The organism is Pectobacterium fontis (genome assembly GCF_000803215.1).
In the GTDB taxonomy this organism is placed as follows: domain Bacteria; phylum Pseudomonadota; class Gammaproteobacteria; order Enterobacterales; family Enterobacteriaceae; genus Pectobacterium; species Pectobacterium fontis.
Window position 1 is genome coordinate 12,820 of sequence record NZ_JSXC01000036.1, and the last position, 23,743, is coordinate 36,562.

The 23,743-nt window shown below is 50.6% G+C and carries 17 protein-coding genes and 1 pseudogene; 13 read left to right on the top strand and 5 right to left on the bottom strand.

Annotated features, from left to right (window positions below; genetic code table 11):
* The first annotated feature begins 89 nt into the window (after positions 1 to 89).
* The 7 genes and pseudogenes from folM (at position 90) to OI69_RS13315 (ending at position 7,603) form a co-directional block, all read left to right on the top strand.
* Positions 90 to 812: a dihydromonapterin reductase gene (gene folM / locus OI69_RS13290; protein WP_039351294.1), complete on the top strand. Its 723-nt coding sequence runs from the start codon at positions 90 to 92 to the stop codon at positions 810 to 812.
* Between the two features lie 135 nt (positions 813 to 947).
* Positions 948 to 1,685, top strand: coding sequence for a two-component system response regulator RstA (gene rstA / locus OI69_RS13295; RefSeq protein ID WP_039351297.1), 738 nt, complete (start codon positions 948 to 950; stop codon positions 1,683 to 1,685).
* Positions 1,682 to 2,995: a two-component system sensor histidine kinase RstB gene (rstB, locus tag OI69_RS13300; protein WP_039351300.1), complete on the top strand. Its 1,314-nt coding sequence runs from the start codon at positions 1,682 to 1,684 to the stop codon at positions 2,993 to 2,995. The genes rstA and rstB overlap by 4 nt, the downstream gene beginning before the upstream one ends.
* Before the next feature lie 178 nt (positions 2,996 to 3,173).
* Positions 3,174 to 3,479: pseudogene (gene asr / locus OI69_RS13305) on the top strand (acid resistance repetitive basic protein Asr); the annotation flags it as partial.
* Between the two features lie 533 nt (positions 3,480 to 4,012).
* Positions 4,013 to 4,315: a hypothetical protein gene (locus OI69_RS19345; protein ID WP_072034299.1), complete on the top strand. Its 303-nt coding sequence runs from the start codon at positions 4,013 to 4,015 to the stop codon at positions 4,313 to 4,315.
* 217 nt (positions 4,316 to 4,532) lie between these two features.
* Entirely contained in the window at positions 4,533 to 5,354 is an 822-nt protein-coding gene (locus tag OI69_RS13310; RefSeq protein ID WP_039351304.1) for a trypsin-like serine peptidase, read from the top strand.
* 473 nt (positions 5,355 to 5,827) lie between these two features.
* A complete protein-coding gene (locus OI69_RS13315; RefSeq protein ID WP_039351307.1) occupies positions 5,828 to 7,603 on the top strand; it encodes a sensor domain-containing phosphodiesterase in 1,776 nt (591 codons plus the stop codon).
* Positions 7,604 to 7,669: 66 nt separating this feature from the next.
* Here the strand turns inward: OI69_RS13315 and hrpA are convergent, their stop codons facing one another.
* Positions 7,670 to 11,557: an ATP-dependent RNA helicase HrpA gene (gene hrpA / locus OI69_RS13320; RefSeq protein WP_039351396.1), complete on the bottom strand. Its 3,888-nt coding sequence runs from the start codon at positions 11,555 to 11,557 to the stop codon at positions 7,670 to 7,672.
* Positions 11,558 to 11,843: 286 nt separating this feature from the next.
* Here hrpA and OI69_RS13325 point away from each other — a divergent pair, with 286 nt between their 5' ends.
* A complete protein-coding gene (locus OI69_RS13325) occupies positions 11,844 to 12,449 on the top strand; it encodes an FMN-dependent NADH-azoreductase (protein ID WP_039351309.1) in 606 nt (201 codons plus the stop codon).
* 85 nt (positions 12,450 to 12,534) lie between these two features.
* Here OI69_RS13325 and OI69_RS13330 read toward each other — a convergent pair whose 3' ends face one another.
* Complete coding sequence (locus OI69_RS13330) at positions 12,535 to 12,768, bottom strand: YnbE family lipoprotein (RefSeq protein ID WP_039351311.1); 234 nt, start codon at positions 12,766 to 12,768, stop codon at positions 12,535 to 12,537.
* A gap of 15 nt (positions 12,769 to 12,783) precedes the next feature.
* A complete protein-coding gene (locus OI69_RS13335; protein ID WP_039351313.1) occupies positions 12,784 to 15,375 on the bottom strand; it encodes a YdbH family protein in 2,592 nt (863 codons plus the stop codon).
* 372 nt (positions 15,376 to 15,747) lie between these two features.
* Between OI69_RS13335 and OI69_RS13340 the strand changes: the two genes are divergently transcribed.
* The 3 genes from OI69_RS13340 (at position 15,748) to OI69_RS13350 (ending at position 20,500) form a co-directional block, all read left to right on the top strand.
* Entirely contained in the window at positions 15,748 to 17,301 is a 1,554-nt protein-coding gene (locus tag OI69_RS13340; protein ID WP_039351315.1) for a methyl-accepting chemotaxis protein, read from the top strand.
* A gap of 534 nt (positions 17,302 to 17,835) precedes the next feature.
* On the top strand, positions 17,836 to 19,389 hold the full coding sequence (locus tag OI69_RS13345) for a methyl-accepting chemotaxis protein (RefSeq protein ID WP_039351318.1): 1,554 nt from the start codon (positions 17,836 to 17,838) through the stop codon (positions 19,387 to 19,389).
* 118 nt (positions 19,390 to 19,507) lie between these two features.
* Entirely contained in the window at positions 19,508 to 20,500 is a 993-nt protein-coding gene (locus OI69_RS13350; protein WP_039351321.1) for a 2-hydroxyacid dehydrogenase, read from the top strand.
* A gap of 33 nt (positions 20,501 to 20,533) precedes the next feature.
* Here OI69_RS13350 and OI69_RS13355 read toward each other — a convergent pair whose 3' ends face one another.
* Positions 20,534 to 20,824 carry a putative hemolysin gene (locus tag OI69_RS13355; protein ID WP_039351324.1) on the bottom strand — a complete coding sequence of 97 codons (291 nt, stop codon included), beginning with the start codon at positions 20,822 to 20,824 and terminating at the stop codon, positions 20,534 to 20,536.
* Between the two features lie 383 nt (positions 20,825 to 21,207).
* Between OI69_RS13355 and ttcA the strand changes: the two genes are divergently transcribed.
* Together ttcA and OI69_RS13365 are read left to right on the top strand one after the other, a co-directional pair.
* Positions 21,208 to 22,143 (top strand): tRNA 2-thiocytidine(32) synthetase TtcA, encoded by a 936-nt coding sequence (ttcA, locus tag OI69_RS13360; protein ID WP_039351328.1) that lies wholly within the window; start codon positions 21,208 to 21,210, stop codon positions 22,141 to 22,143.
* Positions 22,144 to 22,195: 52 nt separating this feature from the next.
* A complete protein-coding gene (locus tag OI69_RS13365) occupies positions 22,196 to 22,483 on the top strand; it encodes a hypothetical protein (RefSeq protein ID WP_235319689.1) in 288 nt (95 codons plus the stop codon).
* A gap of 238 nt (positions 22,484 to 22,721) precedes the next feature.
* Here the strand turns inward: OI69_RS13365 and zntB are convergent, their stop codons facing one another.
* Entirely contained in the window at positions 22,722 to 23,705 is a 984-nt protein-coding gene (gene zntB / locus OI69_RS13370; protein WP_039351335.1) for a zinc transporter ZntB, read from the bottom strand.
* Positions 23,706 to 23,743: the final 38 nt, after the last annotated feature.

A 23,743-nucleotide genomic window follows, 5' to 3' on the forward strand; every position in this document is an offset into this window, starting at 1 on the left:
CGTGCTCGTGCTGCACGGCGGGTTCGGCGAGCCGGACAAACTTTCGTCTATAGTATTAAATCCAGTGCCTGTGGTGAGGAAACCTAATTGTGACAATTTTTGCTTCTGCTCCCGTGTTAATTACTGGCGGCGCACGCCGTATTGGGCTGGGGCTGGCGCGTGCGTTTCTGGCTCAATCGATCCCTGTCATTATCAGCTATCGCACCTTTTACCCTGAGTTGGACACACTACGGCAAGACGGTGCCGTTTGTCTGGCTGCCGATTTTTCCACCACGGAAAACATCTATGCGTTTGCAGCGCAAATCCTGTCGCTCACGCCACAGTTGCGCGCCATTATTCATAATGCCAGCCGCTGGGAGCCAGAAAGCCCCTCGACACCGCCAGAACAAACGCTGGCCGATATGCTGCAAATTCACGTCTATACGCCCTATTTACTCAACCAGTTGCTGGAATCTTGCTTGCGAGGGCAAGGCATCGCAGGCGCAGACATTATTCATCTGACGGATTACGTGGTAGAAAAAGGCAGCGAGAAACACATCGCCTATGCCGCCAGCAAAGCCGCGCTGGATAACATGACACGGTCATTTGCCCGCAAACTGGCGCCGGAAGTGAAAGTCAACGCGATTGCTCCCAGCTTAATCTTGTTCAATGAACAGGATAGCGAAGAATATCGCCAACAGGCGCTGGAAAAGTCATTGATGAAAATCGCGCCCGGCGAAGAAGAAATTATCCAACTGGTGGATTATCTGCTTAGCAGCCGCTATGTCACCGGAAAAACGCTGGGTGTTGATGGCGGGCGGGCTTTGCGCTGAGGCCATCCCGCGACAACCCAAGACCTAATTCATGCAAATTAACAAACAATCAACACCCATTTACGCTTCGCTTCTCGTGTATAACCCATCATCAGGCTATGCTATCAGCAGTAAAATGGGGATGACGTAGAGACCATGAATAAGATTGTTTTTATAGAAGATGATACTGAGGTCGGAAAATTGATCGCGGCCTACCTCGGCAAGCATGATATTGACGTTCAAGTTGAAGCACGAGGCGATCTGGCATTAGCCTTTATCGAACAGCAGCAGCCCGACCTCGTGCTGCTGGATATCATGCTACCCGGCAAAGACGGCATGACCATCTGCCAGGAGTTGCGGCCACAGTACAGCGGCCCGATTGTGCTGTTGACGTCTCTGGACAGCGACATGAATCATATCTTGTCACTGGAAATGGGCGCTGATGATTACATTCTGAAAACCACGCCTCCCGCCGTTTTACTCGCCCGTTTGCGCCTGCATTTGCGACAATACGCCACCGCGCCTCAGGCCGTAGCAGAAAAAGCCACGCCCGCCGCGTTACAGGTGCATAAATCACTGCACTTCGGCCTGCTTTGCATCGATCCGGTTAATCGGGAAGTGACATTAGGGCAAGAGCACATCGTGTTATCCACCGCGGATTTCGATTTGCTCTGGCAGTTGGCAACCCACGCCGGCCACATCATGGATCGGGATGCGCTGCTGAAGAATCTACGCGGCGTAACCTACGATGGTATGGATCGCAGTATCGACGTGGCTATTTCCCGCTTGCGTAAAAAGCTTTACGACAACCCGCTGGAACCGTTCCGTATCAAGACGGTGCGCAATAAAGGTTATCTGTTCGCCCCCAATACCTGGGAGAGCGTGACGCTATGAGAAAGCTGTTCATCCAGTTTTTTCTGTTACTGTTTGCCTGCTTTGTTGTCATGACGCTACTGGTCGGGCTGGTTTATAAAGTTACGGCAGAGCGTGCGGGGCGTCAGTCCATGGATGACCTGATGAAAAGCTCGCTGTACCTCATTCGTAATGAATTACGCGCAATCCCCCCTCGTGAATGGCATAAAACCATCAACCAACTCGATTTAAATTTGTCGTTCAAATTGCATATCGAACCGGTGAGTAAGTACGCGTTAAGCACCAGCAATCGACAACGCCTGAATCAGGGCGAGATCATCGCACTGGATGACGAATACACGTTTATCCAACGCATCCCCCGCAGTCATTACGTCCTCGCCGTCGGCCCTATTCCTTATTTGTTCTTCCTGCACGAAATGCGATTACTGGATTTGCTGCTGGTGATGTTCATCGGGCTGTCGCTGGCGCTGCCGGTTTTCTTGTGGATGCGGCCACATTGGCAGGCCATGTTAAAACTGGAGAACGCCGCACAGCGTTTAGGCGATGGTCATCTGGAAGAACGTATTCACTTTGATAACACCTCAAGCCTGTTCCGCCTTGGCGTCGCCTTCAACCGGATGGCAGATAACCTGAACCAGCTTATCAACAGTAAAAAGCAACTGATTGACAATATTGCGCACGAACTGCGTACCCCGCTGGTCAGGCTGCGCTATCGGTTAGCCATGAGTGACAATCTGACAGAAAATGAACAGCAGGCATTAAACCGAGATATTGGCCAACTTGAAGCATTGATTGACGAACTGCTGACATACGCCAGACTTGACCGCCCACAGGTGACGCTGCATCTTGCCAATATTGATATTCCCGCGTGGCTACAGGCAAAAGTTGACGATTTTCATCTGATCCATCCTGATAAACTCATTTCGCTGGACACCTCCCATGCAGCGCACATTGGTGCGCTCGATCTCCGTCTTATGGAGCGAGTTCTGAATAACCTGGTTGGCAATGGATTACGCTTCTGCCATAGCCGCTTGCATATCAGCCTAACGTCTGATGCCGAGAATATGGCGTGTTTGCAGGTCGACGATGACGGTCCTGGAATTGCGCCCGAAAGTTGGGAAAGCGTTTTTGAACCGTTTATCCGCCTGGAAGCCGGTATCGAGAACAGCAGCGGTGGATGCGGGCTTGGGCTAGCGATTGTTCACGCCATCGCACGAGCTTACGAAGGCAGCATTACGGTAGGTGAAAGCCCGCTCGGCGGTGCCCGTTTCCGCTTTTGCTGGCCAATAAAAACGATATCGGCACAGGCGGCCATCGCCATCCAGCACTGATGCAGAGACAGCGGTAACACCGCTGTCTCTCAATCTCTTCCTCGCCCTTCCAGACTTGTACATTAGGTTACACGCCGAAACCAATCACTCACTGAAGCCGCTCTCGGTTTCTCCTATTCTCTCTTCAACGGCTCAACTACGAGCCACGAAACGTGAATGAGACAATGAGGAAATGATGATGAATAAAGTATTAGTTATGATCGCTGGCGCAGCACTGGGTCTGTCCTCTGTCGCGTTTGCCGCAGATACCGTAACCACCACACCCGCGCAGCCTTCTGCAACGGCTACCACTTCTGCTCCGGCTAAAGCCGTTCACCATAAAAAGCATGTGAAAAAAGCGAAAACTGCGCCTGTTCAGAAAGCACAGGCCGCCAAGAAACACGTGAAAAAAGCCAAACCCGCTCCTGCACAAAAAGCGCAGGCTGCCAAGAAACACGTAAAAAAAGCGAAATCAGCAAAACACGCTGACACCACGCCAGCAGCGTAATCGCTAAATATCCGCGCCTCCTTTCCAAGAGAGGTGCCACTTAAGGTAAGCCCCGTTTGAATCGGGTTATTAAAACGCTTACCGCTACGTCATCATAAAACACCCGGTTTACCGGGTGTTTATTTCATGGGGGGACAGAATAATGATACGCCGTTACTCATTTGAAATTTTGTTATCCCTTATTCTACTCTGTGGCGTCATCACCCTGAGTTTTTTTCTCTAGTATTCAGCGTATTGCTACCACGTCCTTCCTCATATTTTCAATATATTATAAATGAACAATACTATCGGCATGATAAGAGTTGGTATGTTTATTGAGCATAAGCATGACGTATTGTCATTCTGAGACGGGGATGATCGATTACGTTAATAGCCGATCGGAAGCCACAACAAACAACTTATTTAAATAATTTATTTAAAAATTAATTAATAAAAGGACATGTAACTGAACAAAGGTTCAGGCGCAATAAAGTTTTATCACGTTGTGCCGTTGATAGCATTACACACTAAGCAATATCGGGAACACCATAATGAAAAAAATCCTGCAACTCTCTGCTATCGTCATTAGTTCCATGACACTCACATCGTACACATTCGCTGCCCCTTCATCATCAACAGGCGTCATCCGCTTTTCAGGTTCTATCGTCGAACCCGTCTGTGATGTCACAACGCGCGCCAGTCATGTAGCCATCAGTTGTGAGCGGCAAGGTCAAATACAAACCCTACAAATGAAAGAAGGATCACAACACGCTGTTTTGCCGCAAGGCATCGGTTCCGTGAGTACGAAAAATCTGGGTTCAGATGTGCGAATCACGATTGTTAGCTACGAATAAGCCTGACAACACGACATGGAAACACGCTGCCATAGAAGCTCTGTGGCAGCGTGTTTGGAATACTCCCTTTGCCACAACACAGTGATGTCATGTCACGCTTTTTACACTCAATAACATTTTAATTTCCAGCCCCTCACCAGCAAATGCATCTATAGTTAATTCAACACGCTATATTTAGTGCCTCAAGATAACGTTTATCATAAGGTTTATTCACTGCATGCGCATATCAGCCTGGTTGTTATGTTCATTATCCTTTACCGCCCCGTTCAGTTGGGCAGACTCCTCACCAACAGACATCGCCGCACAAAAGCAACAACAAATCTTATTTTTCAACCACGACGACCGAGATGTCGTTCCTGACACCGCAATCTGGCCCTGGCAGGCCATTGGGCAGCTAGAAACGACCAGCGGTAACCTCTGTACCGCGACGCTGATTTCCCCTCATTTAGCGCTGACAGCCGGGCATTGCGTGGTCATTCCGCCAAAAGGCGAGATAGATAAACCCATCGCGCTGCGCTTTCAGGCAACCGAAAAAGGCTGGCGTTATGAAACAACAGAAATTGAAACGCTGGCGAATAAATCACTTGCCAAAAAATTGCAAGCCGACGGCGAAGGCTGGATCGTTCCACCTTCAGCCGCACCGCTAGACTACGCGCTGATTCGATTAAAACAAACGCCACCCGATATTCGCCCGATTCCCATCTGGCAAGGGAGTCGTCAGGCGTTGATACTGGCGTTACGAAACAACGGCCAGCGCGTCACGCAAGCCGGTTACCCGGAAGATCATCAGGAGACACTTTATCGTCATCAGGATTGTTTGATCACTGGCTGGGTTCATAATGCCGTGATGGCACACCAGTGCGATACGCTGCCTGGTGACAGCGGTTCCCCCTTGATGTTGAATTCCACCTCGGGCTGGGTTCTCATGGGCATCCAAAGCTCCGCGCCTGATGCCAGTGAGCGCGATCGTGCGGATAATCGCGCCGTTTCCGTGACGGCGATACGCCAGCAGTTGGAAGCGTTGGCAAAACAACGCTAACCCAAACACATTGGTCCCATAACCTCTTCCGTCAGGCGGATATCGTTATCGAGGGGGTCTGGCACCAATCTCTTTTCTGTCAGCGCCATGGTATAAAAAAAGATCTGTTCTATTCTTATCAGAGCATCAGTTAATCATCCATATTGTCGCCAGATCGCAGCATGGCAATTATCAAAATTTTATTTTTATCTTATGGGCGATGCCGTCTTTTATAATTAGACACTCATTTATTCACAGAACATTTTTTCAGGAAATTCGCGCATCTCTGCACTTAAATCATGGAAAAATATAATAAATTCATACCGTGCGCCACCAATCTAAAAAATGCTTCAAGAGAAAAAAGTACAGAAATCTTAACGAGAAGATAATGGCAGTATAATAAGTTACCTCAATTTTTAGCCTCTATGTTATTGTGTCGCCGTGAAATTAAATTGATGTTGTCGCGATTATTATTGCGGAAAGGAAGAGTCTACATGTTAAAACATCTGAGCCATGACGAGAAAAAACGCATGCAGACTCTCGACGAATTGAAAAAAACCGATATATCTCAAGACGATATCCTTCACAAGCTCACGGAAATAGCTTGCCAACTGCTCAAAACCCCTACGGCACTTGTGACGCTAACTGGCTCAAAATCTCTGCACGTTAAAGCAAGAAATCATTTTCCACTGGATGATATGGATAAAATTGGTTCATTCGACCATTTTACCGTGCAAACAGGGCAAGCCTTTGTCTGCCAGGATGCCACCCAGGACGAGCGCTTTAAAAACAGCCCTTATGTAACCGGCGAACCTTTTATTCGTTTTTATGCTGGCGCACCTCTTCAAACCAAAGAGGGTTACTCTATCGGCACGTTCTGTGTCATCGATTATGTGCCACGGACATTCCATAAAATGCAACTGCGCCGCCTGCGTGAATTCGCCGCGATCGCGATGGAGTTAATGGAATACCGCAATGCGATTGGGTTAATTGACCCGGTGACTTTACTACCCAACCGCCAGCGCCTGGTTGACGATATCAGCCACATTACCGACATTCACGAGCGCTATATGCTTGTTCTGATTGACACCATCAACATTTCTTACGCTTATGAAATGGGGTGTGCGCTAGGAATGCCGACCTTAGAAAGTCTGTTAAAAGATATTGGCATCTTCCTGCGTCTTAGCTTGAGTGCGTCAGACAATATCTACTGCGCGGCCTTAGGGCGTTTCGCCCTTTTGGTGCAAGCCGATAAAAAAGAACACGTTCTGGCAGAACTCGACGCCTGCGCCGAGCGAATTCATGAAAGTATCACTAGCCATATCCCGCTCAAGCTGGAGTTTTTCGTTGGGTATACCGAATTCCAGATTCCGGCCAGCGATCCACAGCGTATCCTGCGTGAATCGATGAGCGCACTGCACGCCGCCATCACCAGGAATATCCGCCAGTTCGCCTATAGCCACGAAGCCGATAGCGCACAGCAAATCACCTTTACCTTGCTCAATGAACTGGCCGATGTTTTACAGAATAATAAGCCGGGTCTCTATCTGGTTTACCAGCCGAAATTAAGTATTAAGACCAACACCGTCATTGGTGCTGAAGCGCTGATTCGTTGGCGTCATCCTAATTTAGGTGAAATTTATCCTGACCAGTTTATTCCGCTAGCAGAAGGAACAACGCTGATGCGCCCATTGACTGATTGGGTCATCCGGGAAGCGGCCTGCCAGGTGAAACAATGGCGTGGGGACGGGCGACACTTCCCAGTATCGATTAACGTTTCTGCCAGAAATTTTTCCGAGAATGACTTCATCCCACGTCTTGTCAACATTTTGGACAATCACAGCCTCACCCCTCAGGACATTGACATCGAATGCGTCGAAACGCAGAAAATCATCGAAAGTGCTGAAACGCTCACCACCATCCAAACGTTGCAACAACTCGGATTCACTATCGCGCTAGATGATTTCGGCACGGGATATAGCAACTTAAGCTACCTGCGTAATATCCCCTCTACCGTGATAAAATTGGATAAATCTCTGATTAAAGACATAAAAACGGACGAGAAAAGCCGTGTTATTGTACAATCCGTTATCAATATGCTGCACAAACTGAATTACATTGTGCTGGCGGAAGGCGTAGAAAATAAGGAAACACTCGAACATCTGGCGCATTTTGGCTGTGATGAAGTACAGGGTTACTATTTTTCTCGCCCGCTCCAACCTGCTGATTTCACCGCGTGGTTGAATGACTACGCATCAAGCGATTCTTAATAACATCAGCGCCAAGCTAGTCGTCGGCAGCAAGCCCATGCCGCCGACCAGATACGTAACAAGAGATTATCCAGCCACCTGCTCCATCGCCTGCAAGACACGCTTATCAGAAATCGGGAACGGCGTTCCTAGCTGCTGAGCAAAGTAGCTGACGCGCAGCTCTTCAAGCATCCAGCGCACCGCCTTCACATCGTCATCATCGCGTCGCTCCGCAGGCAGCTTATTCCACCACTGCTGCCACACCTGTTGAACCTGCTCCACTTTCAGCATTTGCGCCCGGTCGCGGTGGACATCCTGCGCCAGCTTCTCCAGACGGCGCTCTATCCCGTGCAGATAACGCAGCACGTCCGGCAGGCGCTGCCAGCCGTTCTCGGTGACAAAACCACGAAACACCAGACCGTTCATCTGCCCCTTGATATCGCTTAACGCCAGCGCCATCGCCATGTCTACACGCCCTTTCAGGCGCTTATTAATGGTGAAGACCGCCGTCAGAATTTGCTCAACCTGTTTGGCAATATCCACCACCGTATCATTTAGCTCCGCGCGCACCTTCTCATGCAACTGCTGAAATGCCTCTTCCTGCCAAACCGGCCCACCAGACGATGCGATCAGCTTATCCACCGCACAGGCGATACAGTCATCGATCAGATCCAACACTTTGCCGTACGGATTGAAATAGAGGCCCAGCTTTGCCTTGTTCGGCAGTTTTTCATGCAGATATTTGATTGGCGATGGAATGTTCAGCAATAACAACCGACGCAGGCCTTGCCGCATCACCTGCTGTTGCTGGTGTGGCGTGTCGAACAGGCGAATCGCTACACTGTCCTTTTCATCTACCAACGCCGGATAGGCTTTAACCGAGTAGCCGCCCCGTTTCTGCTCATAACAATCCGGCAATGAACCAAAGCTCCAGACGTGCAGACCACGCTGCTCCAGTCCGTCATCCGCCACAGATGACAGCGTCTGCTGCACTTTATCTTTGAGGTGATCTTTCAGTGCATTCAGGTCTTTGCCTTCACGCTGTGTCCGATTTTTCTCGTCGATGACGCGGAACGTGATTTTCAGATGATCGGGCACCTGATCCCATTGCCACGCCTCGCGCGGCACCGTCACGCCCGTCATCAGCCGCAACTCACGCTCCAGCGCATCCAGCAATCCCTTTTCTAACGGCGTGGTACGCGCCAGAAATGCTTCGGCATAGTTCGGTGCGGGGACAAAGTTACGGCGTAACGGTTTGGGCAACGATTTAATCAGCGCAATCGTCAGTTCGCGGCGCACGCCGGGAATCTGCCACTCGAAGCCCTCTTCACGCACCTGATTGAGGATAGGCAGCGGGATATGTACCGTCACGCCATCCGCATCCGCACCCGGTTCAAACTGATAGGATAACCGTAGTTTCAGACTGCCTTGATGCCAGAAATTCGGGTAGTCCAGCGCGCTCACTTTCTCCGCACCGTCCTTAATCAACATGCTTTTTTCAAAATTAAGCAGGTCGGCATTATCGCGGCTGGCGGCTTTCCACCACTTGTCAAAATGACGCGACGACACGACATCATGCGGCAAACGTTGATCGTAGAAAGCAAACAGCGTCTCGTCATCCACCAGGATGTCGCGGCGGCGCGATTTATGCTCTAAATCCTCCACCTCAGCCAGCAGCTTGAGGTTGGCGCGGAAAAAGGCGTGATGCGTTTGCCAGTCACCTTCCACCAGCGCGTGACGGATGAACATCTCACGCGCCAGCGTCGGATCGATTTGGCTGTAATTCACCTTGCGCGCCGCGACAATCGGCAGCCCGAAGAGCGTCACCTTCTCCTGCGCCATTACCGTGCCCTGCGCTTTCTCCCAGTGAGGATCGCTGTAACTCCGCTTAATCAGGTGCTGCGCCAGTGGTTCAATCCACTCAGGTTCAATACGCGCCGCAATACGTCCCCACAGGCGACTGGTTTCCACCAGTTCCGCTACCATCGTCCACTTAGGCGGCTTTTTGAATAACCCGGAGCCGGGGAAAATGGCAAACCGTGCATTGCGCGCGCCGCTGAACTCCTGTTTTTCAATATCTTTCTGCCCGATATGCGACAGCAATCCCGTGAGTAGCGCACAGTGGATACTCAGGTAATCGGCGGGTTCGCTGTTGACCGGTAACCCCAGTTCTTTCACCACCTGACGCAGTTGTGTATAGATATCCTGCCATTCGCGAACGCGCAGATAATTAAGGAAATCCGAGCGGCACTGGCGGCGGAACTGGCTGGAAGACAACGCCTTTTGCTGCTCACGCAGATAGTCCCACAGGTTGACGAAAGCCAGAAAATCGGAGTCTTTGTCGGCAAAACGACGGTGTTTTTCATCCGACGCCTGCTTCTTGTCCATCGGCCTTTCACGCGGATCTTGGATCGACAGTGCGGCAACAATCACCATCACTTCACGCACACAACTGGTTTTACGCGCTTCCAGCACCATTCGCGCCAAGCGCGGATCGATCGGCAATTGTGCCAACTGTTGCCCCTGCGGCGTCAGGCGGTAATGTCCATTTTCCGCCAGATTAATCGCGCCTAATTCTTCCAGCAGCCGCACGCCGTCCTGAATATTGCGTTTATCCGGCGCTTCCACAAACGGAAATGCGGCGATATCACCCAGCCCCAATGACGTCATTTGCAAAATAACGGAAGCTAAGTTGGTGCGAAGGATTTCAGGATCGGTAAATTCGGGCCGCGACAGGAAATCCTGCTCGGAATAGAGGCGGATACATACCCCCGCAGCGACACGACCACAGCGCCCTTTGCGCTGATTCGCCGACGCCTGCGAGATCGGTTCAATCGGCAAGCGCTGCACCTTGGTGCGGAAGCTGTAACGGCTGATACGCGCCGTACCAGGGTCGATCACATAGCGGATACCCGGCACAGTTAATGAGGTTTCCGCCACATTGGTCGCCAGCACAATGCGGCGACCGTGATGTGACTGAAAGACGCGATTCTGTTCCTGATTGGACAGGCGGGCGTACAACGGGAGGATCTCAGTATGCGGCAAATCCAGACGAGTCAGCGCCTCTGCCGTATCGCGAATTTCACGCTCACCGCTCATGAAGACCAGAATATCCCCCGGCCCTTCGCGCGTCAGTTCATCGATCGCATCAAAAATCGCCTGTAGCTGATCGCGTTCGCTATCGTCAGCATCTTCCACGACGGGACGATAGCGCACATCAACCGGATAGGTTCGACCAGACACTTCAATGATCGGTGCATGATTAAAGTGGCGAGAGAAACGCTGCGGATCGATGGTGGCCGACGTAATAATCACTTTTAAATCGGGGCGTTTCGGCAACAACTGGCGCAAATAACCCATGATGAAATCGATATTCAGGCTGCGTTCGTGCGCTTCATCGATGATCAGCGTGTCGTATTGCATCAACAGGCGATCTTGCTGAATTTCCGCCAGCAAAATACCATCGGTCATCAGTTTGACCAGCGTATTGTCACTCACCTGATCGTTAAAACGGACTTTATAACCGACACTTCCGCCCAGCGGCGTTTCCAGCTCTGCGGCAATACGATCGGCGACGGTTCTGGCAGCCAGACGACGCGGCTGCGTGTGACCGATCAGGCCGTGCACACCTCGACCCAGTTCGAGACAAATCTTCGGTAACTGTGTCGTCTTACCCGACCCGGTTTCACCAGCGACAATAATCACCTGATGCTGACGCAGCGCCTCCAGTATCTCGTCTTTTTTTTGGCTAACGGGAAGCTGTTCAGGGTAGTGAATGGCTGGACAGCTCGCCCGTCGGTTCTCGACTTTCTGGCGCGCCGCGACGATTTCTCCCTCAATATCCTGAGCGATCGCGGCCTGAGCTTGCGGGCTGCTGACCTTCGCCGCGCCCTGCAAACGGCGGCTCAGGCGTTGCCGATCGCGAAGCATTAGCTCACTTAACTGCGTAGATAATGCATTGAGAGGTGATTTCACGTTGCTCATCCTTAATCGTTTCTCTAATTCTTTGTTCTGCCGGGACAATGCGCGTCGCCGAATCTGGCTCGACTGAGCCTAACCTGATGTCAAGGTACGGAATTTTAAGCTGTGGATAGTAGCACATTGTCATAAACGGCTCTAATCGTCCCACGTCGTCTTATTCAAGAAAATCGAATAATGACCTCGAATATTTGCACTTTTCACTTTCCAGAGCACCGCATAAGATGTGATCCATCAAAGGGCGTTATGTTGTCGCCCACCTTCATCACTAAAGGAATTGGCAATGAGCAAAGTATTGGTTCTGAAATCAAGCATTCTGGCAGGTTATTCTCAGTCAAACCAACTGGCCGACCACTTCACCACCGAGTGGCAGTCTGCACATCCAAACGACAGTATCACCGTTCGCGACCTGGCGGCTCAACCGATTCCGGTTCTTGATGGCGAGTTGGTCGGCGCACTGCGCCCGTCTGATGCCGCACTGACTCCGCGTCAGCAGGAAGCTCTGAAGCTGTCCGACGATTTGATCGCAGAATTGCAGGCGCATGACATTATCGTGATTGCCGCACCAATGTATAACTTCAACATTCCGACTCAGTTGAAGAACTACTTCGATCTGGTCGCGCGTGCGGGCGTAACATTCCGCTACACCGAGCAAGGGCCGGAAGGTCTGGTGAAAGGTAAACGCACGATCGTATTAACCAGCCGTGGCGGCATCCATCAAGGCACGCCAACTGACCTGTTAGAGCCGTACCTGCGTGTATTCCTGGGCTTCCTTGGTCTGACCGACCTGGAGTTCGTGTTCGCTGAAGGCTATGGCTACGGCCCGGATGTCGCACAGAAAGCCACTGAAGCGGCGAAAACACAACTGTCTCAGTTGGCCACCGCCTAACGAATCATTGTTCCGGCTATCGTGAATAAGGGTTCATACCGAATCATTGTTACTGACCTTGCCATATCTTGATTTAATTGGCTCATTATTGCGCGCCTACGAGCGCGCTTTTCTTTATCTCATCACCCGCCGCATTGTCCGATCTTTCCAGCAGTTGTGTCGCTTCTTTATCAGCTTTGATATGAATTTCATGCTCGATCTTCACATTCATATTGATGGTGATCGGCTCTTTAGGTGCAGCAACCTCAATGCGCGGCACACATCCCGTAAGGAAAGCGACCGTGCAATATGCCACCAGCAATATCTCGCTCTTGTTCATTGTTCTGCCTTGAATTTATTGATTTGCCTGCTGTTCCAACGTATCCCGCACGTTATCGCCAAAACGTAAACTGCGCCATAGCTGGAAAATATTCTCCTGATGGCGATAGTTAAGAATAACCTGTCGCTGCGCACTGAGCTGCGGGTTTTTCCCCTGCACCTGAGACGTTAATGTCAATTCCCCCTGATTGTTCAGGTCAAGTGTGGCATAAGAACGCCCGATCTCCAGATAGCGCAGCCAGCCAATCGCCACACCGCCGGCCATATTTTCATTCGCTAACTCATCGGCTAATTGATTGTCCAACCGCAACGTCAGGAAGCTATCATTGGTAATACGTCCACGTTCAATGAGCATGCTCGGATGATTAAAATTCAGCGGAAGTACACCGCTCACGCGCCCGGACAACGCAAACTGCTTCTGCTTCAGTACAGTCAGCAGCTCGCTGAGATCCACACTTTTAACAGTAAACAGCGCCGGTTCCCGCTGTGGCCAGCGCAACGTAGACAGACTGATATGACCATCCAAGACATCCATATCAGCCTGAGACATCACCAACGGTCTCCGCTCGCTGTACGGATAAAACCCTTGTAGATCAACGCGGATATTGCTCATCCGAAACAGGTTATCCAGTACGTCAATTCGTAGCGTGACGGGCTGCTTGACACCCAATTGCCAGCGTTGATCTTTCAGGCGGTAAGGCAGGACAAAATTTACCCCGCTGACTTCCCCATCCTGTAGCCACAACCCGCCGTTTTTCACCACCCAATGCCCGCCCGCGCTGAACCCTTCCTTACGTGCGGCGGAAAATGCCGCCTGTGCGTAAAATTGCCCGGCGCGGATATTCATTTTCAACAGCGGGGAAAGCAGAGGCTGAAACACTTTCAGCGGCTGTGTTGGCCACCATGCACCACCGCGCAGCCGCTCGCCGTCCCAACGCCCGCGCAGCCTGACCGGCCCGATATCGTCAGCCTGTAGCTGGCCTTGTAGTTGGAAATCATTTGGACTGTGTCCTTGCATCGCCAGTGTCAGCAACGAGGGCGGCAGATAACCGCCATTGCTGAAATGTGCCCGTTCTGAGGCCAGTTGCAGCGCACCTTGAAAATACTCGCCTGAACGAGCGCGTTGCCAACGAATCGGCTCCGTAATCGTCAGACGTGGCTGCTGCACCGTCACAATGCCGTAGCCCAATTGATCCAGGCCGCTCGACAGTTGACTGACTTCAATCAGCGTATCCTGCCACTGGCCTCGACCAGCCACATCCCATTGCCCTTTCAGCGGTGGCAGGTGCCCATTCCCCCAATAGCGCCATTGCCACTGTCCTTGATCCGGCCAGAAATCCTGCGCCTGACCGTCAAGATGCAGATTAAAGTGCCCCCAGTATGCTTCCCGTGCCTTCACAATCGCCTGTAGTCGTCCATTCACGCCTGTTGCACTAACCCGGACCCCCGCCAGTGGCCAGCGCGCTTCTTCAAGATAAACCTGCGGCGCGGGCATCCCCCAGGCACGTAGCAGCGCGCCGGGTAAAAGAGAAAGTTCAGGATTGAGAATGGAGCCTTGCAAAATGCCCGGCAGCGTCGCCGTCAGGGAAAGATCCGGTAAGTTAGCTTGCCCAGTGAGCTGAAAACGCAACTCGCTATTGAGCAGGCCAATATTGCCCGGCCCCAGTACCAATACGGCATTCGCCTTGCCGTTATGTCCCTGCGTCAGCATGTTCAACCGCGCGTTAATCGTGGTGGCATCCAGTCCTTGTCGCCAGTGCTGTAATGTCATCGCTACTTGCCCGGAGAGAGGCTGATCCGCATAAGGCCAGCGCCAGACACCGTTAGTGACCTGAATAACCTCATCCGTCAGTTGCCACGGCAGCGATACCAACGGCGCTGCTTCATTCGTCGCATTCAGCACCAGTTCACCCTGCTGGTTATGCCAATCCAGTAGGAACGAAAGCGGATCCGGCGTCTGCCCTGAATCCAGTTTTCCGGTAAGTCGCCCCCGCACCGGTGCGGCATCCAGCATATCGGCCAGTTCCACCTCGCCGCTGACTTGCAGGCTTACGCCCCCCGCTGGGGTGGCGATCATGCTCTCATGCAACGTCAGACGCTTATCGTTCAATTCAGCCCGAAACGCCAGTTGATCGCCCTGATAATCGAGCATTTGCTGCCGTTTGCCATCGCTACTGAACCGCACCTGTCCGGCATAATCCTGCCAGGGCTGTAGCGTAAATTTTTTCACCTGAATATCAGCCGTTGGCGCACGTCGCTGCCACTGCGCCAGTGGCGTCGCTGGCTCAGTACGACGCCCTGTTGGCACATATTGCAGGCAGTCGCTGTTTAACGTCACAGCATCGATATCAACATGCCATCGCCAATGATGCCAACCCAGCGTCATATTCCGTACGTCAAACAGCGTGCACTCTCCAGCCATAATACTGAATCCCGCGCTATGCAGACCACCATTCTGCCAGCCAGGCGTATTATTCACGCTCAAAGATACCTCTGCCGGGAGCCAAATTTCGGCAAGATGCGGCAGCCACCGTGGCAACGTTCGCCAAGAGAGAACCAGCAATGCAGCGAGCAGGAAAGCGATTGAAAGTGCCTTTTTTTTAATCATTAGTGCGAATTAAGCATCCTGTTCAATAGAGGTAAAAAATCGTCTTGTATGTATCCGTCGATAATTCATTCACAAATTACTATTTTTATTAAAAACAAACCCATCTAATTCACATTTACCCCTATTGCGCATGCATGATTATTACCCTTTCATGGTAAAATGTTTAATAGAGGTTATATTTTGTAATGAATCGCGTTATCTCATCATGAACAAAGCGTTTCCCGGTGCCTATCAGGATTATCTCCTTCTGCCGGGATCGCCTTAAAAAAAGCAATGAGCAACCTGAACCATTACCGCTATCCGCTGATTCATTGTCGTGGGTATGCCTCATGTTAAATCAGTATTCGGACACAGCATATAAAGGACTGCTTTATGCGTAATAACACCCCTGTAACCGACCATCAACGCCCTCTTTCTGAAAAAACCAGACTCATGTCAGTCACCACGCCAGAAAGCCACATTACCTACGCGAACAAAGATTTTATTGATGTTAGTGGCTATACCACTGATGAGCTGATGGGGCAGCCCCATAATCTTATCCGACACCCGGATATGCCACCAGCCGCCTTCGCGGATATGTGGACAACGCTGCGCGCCGGTAAGATCTGGACAGGGGTTGTGAAAAATCGTTGCAAAAATGGCGATCATTATTGGGTCAAATCCAGCACCACACCGCTGAAAAAAGACGGTGAGATTACCGGTTACATGTCGGTGCGCACCGCTGCATCATCCGAAGAGATTTATCAGGCAGAGAGGCTTTATGCCCGTGCGAACGAAGGAAAATTGAAATATCGCGCGTTTCGTCATGGGCTGCTCATTTATACGGGACCACTGCGCATCCTGAGTCTCTTTAAAACCATGCCGCTCCGCTGGCGCATGCGTAGCTATTTTCTACTTTTTAGCCTGCTCCCGTTGATTGCCGCCTATTCCCTGCTGTCAGGAACGGCATTGGCTTCTGTGCTCTTTCCGTTGCTTATCGCCTGCTGTTTTGCCAGTGGCGAACTGCTGGTGCACCATGTGGCTCGCCCCATCGAGCACATTTTATCGCAAGCTATGCGTTCTGCCGCCGGACAGGCCGATAATCTGACGCAGCTTAATCGCGTCGATGAGATTGGCATGTTGATGCGGGCAGTGAACCAGTCCGGTATGAATTTCCGTACCTTCGTGGACGATGTGAACACCAATCTGAGTGAACTAAAAAACGCCTGTAATGAGATCGCGCAGGGCAACCAGACGCTGGCACAGTGCTGCGAGGAAACGGAAGAAAGTTTGCAACAAACTGCGGCGTCCGTGGAACAGCTTACCGCAACAATAAAAAGTAACGCGGAGGCCTCGCTTCAGGCGTCAATATATACGCAGGATGTGAATCAGGCGGTGAACTCCGGCGAACAGGCGGTTAGTCAGGTTTCCAATACGATGGAAACCATTACCCGCTCCAGCGAACGCATTACGGATATCGTTAGCGTGATGGATAATCTCGCGTTCCAGACCAATATTTTAGCGGTGAATGCCGCCGTCGAAGCCGCACATGCCGGAGAACAGGGTAAGAGTTTTGCGGTGGTCGCCAGTGAAGTTCGCTCGTTGGCGCAACGCAGTGCTTCCTCCTCCAGCGATATTTCGACCATCATTGATGAAACGTTGCACAGTATTCGCACCGGTGAACAGCAGGTCTCTCATACACATAAGTCCATGAGCAATATTCTGCTTCAGGTTCAGCACGTCACGGGCTTGATGAATGAGATTAGCCTGGCAACGCAGGAACAATCTCAGGGGCTAGAGCAAATTCATGAAGCGGTAAACCGTATTGATGAACTCACGCATCAAAATACCGCTTTGGCAAGCCAGTCACATTCAGCCACCGACCACCTGCAACAACAGATCTCAAGCATGGTGCAGGCCGCTTCTGTATTCAGCCTTTCCCGCTAATCTTATCCACACGGACGCTCAATCAGAGCGCCCGTTGCCTGATTCTCCTCCTCATTTTCCCGTTCTTCAACGTGCGTTGCTCACAGTGCAAATTCGCAGAGTCATAATATACTTAACAAATGAATGCTTTTAGTTTCGGCCTAGGCGGTTACGGCGGGTCAGGTTAAGCGACTACTTTCCTGAAGAAAAAATAACAGATGAAATTAGTCACAATATATAAATCTACTCGCTAATTATTTCGTCAACATTGCCGTTACTTAAATAGCATGACTCGTTTTCTGTTAGCTAATGAATCTAAAAAACATCAAATCTATATCCTAAATAATTAGAGTTACGTGAAGGCGACAACCATGCGAATCCCCATGTCTTACTCAGATAATGACGGGAATGCGTAAGGACACATTGGCTTAGCCAATTTGAACGTCGTTTGCGATGGCCTTTCAGGGCAAGCTCAGAAATGAGCAGGGTATTGCCAACGCACAAGCAACTTGAAATATGACGAGATAGGCTTGCTGATACTAAAAGGATCAATAAATGCGTAAGAATTTTCCTGTCAGTGATGTCCAGTATTTATTAGATGAAAAAGCCAAACTCATGTCGGTAACCACCACCGATAGCCATATCACTTATGCCAATGACGATTTTATTGATGCCAGTGGTTACGGCTTTGAGGAAATCCTCCATCAGCCTCACAATATCGTGCGCCACCCGGATATGCCCCCACAGGCGTTTGCCGACATGTGGGCAACGCTGAAAGCAGGAAAAATCTGGACAGCCATCGTCAAAAACCGGCGTAAGAATGGCGATTACTATTGGGTAAAAGCCAGTACGACACCCCTGATGAAGGAAGGGAAAGTAGCGGGATATATGTCGGTGCGAACCCGCGTTTCACAGGAAGAGAGTCGGCAAGCAGAAGCGCTTTATCATCAGATGAATGAGAATAAATTAAGAAACCGCCGACTCTTTCAAGGACTATTGATTTATAAAGGGCCGCTAAAACTGCTGAGTTTATTTAACGTCATTCCCGTGCGCTGGCGGATAAGAAGCTATGTTTTCCTTTTTATGCTATTTACACTGCTTTTCTTACTGACGACCTTTCCACTCACCACACCGCTATTCATTTTTGTTTTAGCACTACTCGCTGGCGCGACAATAACCAGTGAATTATTAGTTCAGCACCTGGCAAAACCACTGGAAAAAATTCTACGCCAGGCCATTAATTCCGCATCCGGGCAGGCGGATAATTCGTTTCAACTTAATCGCGTGGATGAAGTTGGCATGTTATTACGCGCCGTCAATCAATCCGGCATGAATTTCCGCACGTTTGTCGATGATGTCAACAGCAAGCTGGCTGAACTACGCCATGCCTGCGGCGAGATTGCGTCTGGGAATTACACATTAAGCCAGCGCTGTGAAGATACCGCCCAAAGTTTACAATCCACTGCATCATCCATGGAAGAACTCACGGCAACGATCCAAAGTAATGCGTCTGCCACACAGTTAGCAACGCGTTGTGCCACTGATGCTAATCAGGCTGTCAATGCCGGAGAGCAAGCGGTCAGTCAGGTAACCGATACCATGGCAATCATGACCCGTTCCAGTAAAGAGATCACCGACATCATCAGCGTGCTGGATAATCTGGCGTTCCAGACCAACATTCTCGCGCTTAATGCAGCAGTAGAAGCCGCGCACGCCGGAGAACAGGGTAAGAGTTTCGCCGTAGTCGCTGGGGAAGTCCGTATTCTGGCGCAGCGTAGTGCCGCCGCCGCAAAAGACATCGCAGAGATCATCGATACAACCATCACCAACATTCACACCAGTGATAAATTGGTCAACCACACCAGTCAGTCAATGAACAATATTCTGGCTCAGGTACAGCAGGTTTCGCAGCTTGTAAATCAAATCAGTTTGGCGACACAAGAACAATCGCAAGGGCTGGGGCAGATTAATTCTGCGGTCAATAACATTGATGAATTGACGCGCCAGAACACTATTTTGGCGACGCACTCTAGTTCTGCCATTAACAGTCTGGAACAGCAGATCGCGACAATGTCCGAAGCTGTATCGGTTTTCAGTACGCCCCGCTAACCCGCGTCTGCCTCACAATTGCCTGTAAATTTCAAACCGTTACTGTCAGTCCGGTAACGGTTTGTCATCGCCCGATTTTCTGATAGCTTAATCTGAGGATTTTTCGGAGAAACGATCAATGAAACTGGCAATTTACAGCACCAAGCAGTATGACCGTAAATATCTGGAACAGGTCAATCAGCAGTTTGGCTATGAACTGGAGTTTTTCGATTTCATGCTGACCTCCCGTACAGCGAAAACCGCCGCAGGCTGTCAGGCTGTCTGCATTTTCGTGAACGATGACGGCAGCCGCGAGGTGTTGACCGAGCTGGCCGCGTTGGGCATTAAAACGCTCGCGCTACGCTGCGCGGGCTTTAACAATGTCGATTTGGACGCCGCCAGAGAACTGGGTATCAACGTGGTACGCGTTCCCGCCTATTCCCCGGAAGCGGTGGCCGAACACGCCGTCGGCCTGATGCTAACGCTTAACCGCCGCATTCATCGCGCCTATCAACGTACCCGCGACGCGAACTTCTCTCTGGAAGGGCTGATTGGGTTCAATATGCACAACCGGACGGCGGGCATTATCGGCACTGGAAAAATTGGCATCGCTACGATGCGTATCCTGAAAGGTTTTGGCATGCGCCTGCTGGCCTTCGATCCCTACCCGAACCCGCAAGCACTGGAATTAGGGGCCGAGTATGTCGATCTAAAAACGCTGTATGCCCATTCAGACGTCATTTCCCTGCACTGTCCACTGACGCCGGAAAACCACCATCTGCTAAATCAAGCCGCTTTTGCGCACATGAAAAACGGCGTCATGATCGTGAATACCAGCCGTGGCGGGCTGATCGATTCACAGGCCGCTATCGATGCGCTGAAGCAACAGAAAATTGGCGCGCTGGGTATGGACGTTTATGAAAACGAGCGCGATCTCTTCTTCGCTGATAAATCCAACGATGTGATTCAGGACGATGTTTTCCGCCGTTTATCTGCGTGCCACAATGTGCTATTTACCGGACATCAGGCGTTTCTGACGGAAGAAGCGCTGATCAGCATTTCCCAAACCACGCTTCAAAACCTGAAAGACATCAGCCAGAATGTACCTTGCGCCAATCTGGTGACCTCTTAACGCTCTCGGTGGCAGTGCACACTGCCACCACACTCACCCCGCCGGACACGTTCCGTTCATCAGCGATTGCTCGCTACAGCGTTTGCCATTGGCTAACTGACAGGCTCCCACACTCGCCCCATCAAGCTGCCTGGCCATCGCCATTGTTCCGCCAATCAGCGTACAGTTGACGTCAACTGGCGAACTGCTTTTCAGCAGCACAACGGCGTTTTTATCATCGGTTTGCGTCGAATCTTGCTGAGCAGCAGAAGTGTTCTCACTATGATTACTGCATCCCGCCAGCAGCAACGCAGCAGCGGTACATAGCCATGGCAATAGTTTCATGTTTTGGCCTCAGATCGGGTGGATTGTCGGTCCCGACGCCACGTTTGGCATCAACACCTATCGAATAAACTTTTCAGACAAGGACTATATCCACCACACTCCGATTCATCAACACATCCCTGAGTGAAAAGAGACGTTGCCCCATCAAAAGCAGGCACCACTTGACTACGCGCCATACATCAAGCCGCATGAGCATTCGCTACATTATTCGGCACACTAACGTATGCCTCGTCTACAGAGTAATTGTGAAACGCCGCGATAAAACGATCTGGCATTCGTCGCCGTAATCCGTACCATACACGCCATGATCGTGCAGACCATGTTGACGTCTGCACTGAACCGTTTTCCATCCGCAACGCTTTTTGCAACGAGCACAGATAAAAATGTCAGAAAAACAAGAGATTAACCCAAAAACTCAGTACAATTTCAACAAATTGCAAAAGCGCCTGCGTCGTCACGTCGGCGAAGCTATCGCTGACTTCAATATGATTGAAGAAGGCGACCGCATTATGGTGTGCCTGTCCGGCGGGAAAGATAGCTTCACAATGCTGGAAATTCTGCGCAATCTGCAACAAAGCGCACCAATTCATTTTTCTCTGGTCGCGGTGAATCTGGATCAGAAGCAACCTGGGTTTCCAGAGCATGTTCTGCCGCAATACCTTGATAGCATCGGCGTGGAATACAAGATCGTCGAAGAAAATACCTACGGAATTGTGAAAGATAAAATTCCAGAAGGAAAAACCACCTGCTCACTGTGTTCACGTCTGCGTCGCGGGATTTTATACCGTACCGCGACAGAACTGGGTGCAACGAAAATCGCACTGGGTCACCACCGCGACGATATTCTGCAAACGCTGTTCCTGAACATGTTCTACGGTGGAAAATTGAAAGGCATGCCGCCGAAGCTGATGAGCGACGACGGTAAACATGTCGTCATTCGCCCCCTGGCTTACTGCCGCGAAAAAGATATCGAACGCTTTGCGCAAGCCCGTCAATACCCGATTATTCCGTGCAATCTGTGCGGCTCGCAGCCAAATCTGCAACGTCAGGTGATTAAAGATATGCTGCGCGACTGGGATAAACGCTACCCAGGCCGTATTGAAACCATGTTCAGCGCCATGCAAAACGTTGTGCCTTCTCATCTTGCCGATCATGCGCTCTTTGATTTCAAAAGCATTCGTCACGGTAGTGACGTGGTAGACGGTGGCGATCTGGCTTTTGACCGCGAAGAACTGCCGATGCAGCCCGTTGGCTGGCAGCCAGAAGACGATGACGAAGCGCCGCCAATTGCCCGTCTGGACGTACTGGAAATAAAATAAGCAGAGGATATTCGTTACCCTGTTTTATACCCAATACTGTCGCTAAGGGATAATGATGGAACAAAAAATAGCAACCATTGAACGGTTAGAAAAGGAATTACAGGGGAAAATAAAATTAACGCGGTGGGTCTTTCTCGGTGGCTTTTCCACCACGATGTCAGCCCTTTTAGAGTGTTATTCTGATCCTTATAGCAATAGCCTCTATTCATACTCTCAAGTATTTTTGGCTGTGTGGTGCTTTGGATATGGCGTAGCGTTGCTTTATCAGCAGAAAAAGCTGGAAGCAACATCAGCCATCTTGCATTTAACAGCCAGAGATAAGGTTGATACGGAAAAATAGCAAAAAAAAGCCGACAAAACTGTCGGCATGGTGTGAATCAATTGTGCTATGCAGTAATTCAAAAAAGGAAGTAAGACAATATGGAGCGCAACGCCCATCGCTTGACGTTGCATTCACCTGCGGGAATGATAGTGCCGCACAATAAGGTAAAAAATGTTGATATTGCTCAATTTACGCGTGGTTTTTTAGCCGTTCGCGACAGTTTGTGATTATCGTTGCACTCATTCACCGTAAGTCGCTATAACCATTTACTGCGTTTTAACCACCACGCAACGCTGCCAATCAATATCACCAACATCAGGCAGAACGTGAAAAAACCAAATGGTGCATCGCCACCAGGAATGCCACCTAAGTTGACACCAAATAAGCCCGTCAGAAACGTCGTCGGCAGAAAAACCATCGCCAAAAGCGACATCGTATAGGTACGACGATTCATCGCTTCGGTCATCAAGGCGGTGATTTCATCGGAGAGCACCGCAGTGCGCGCAATACTCGCATCCAGATCCTCCAGCCCGCGGCCTAAGCGATCGGCGATTTCTTGCATTCTGCGGCGATCGTCATCCTGCATCCAGGGTAGCTTCTCGCCGGAGATACGCGAGAATACGTCGCGTTGTGGCGTCATATAGCGGCGTAGCACAATAAGTTGTTTACGAATCAGCGCCAGCGCACCACGCGGTGGAATCTGTTGTTCCAGTAAATCGTCTTCCAGATCGATGATTTTCTCATGTAAATCATCAATGAATTCGCTGGTATGATCGGTCAACGATTCCGCAATAGAAACCAGCCAACTTCCACTGTCCGTCGGGCCATTGCCTTCTTTCAGATCGGTAAGAATCTCCTCGATAGCCAGAATCTTACGGCGTCGGGTGGAGATGATCAGTTTGTCGGTAATATATACCCGAACGGCAACCAGTTGCTCTGGCCGCGCGTTGGCATTCAAATTCACACTGCGTAGCGTAATAAGCGTACCTTCCCCCAAACGCGTGACTCTCGGCCGAACGCTTTCCCCTGCCAGCGCATTACGTAGGCTATCCGGCACCCGTGTCGTTTTATTCAGCCAGCGCGCGCTGGCAGGCAAGGTAGAATCCAGGTGCAGCCAGCAGGGTTTCTCGCTGCTAACCACATCCTGCTCGCCAATCGGGGTAATCCCCCCCTTCCCATCCAACTGATACGCATGAACCGCACCGCTGTTTTGCAACTCTTTTCCTGAAAAGGATTCCACGTCTTGCCTCCAACGGTTTTACTACCCGCTCTTACCGT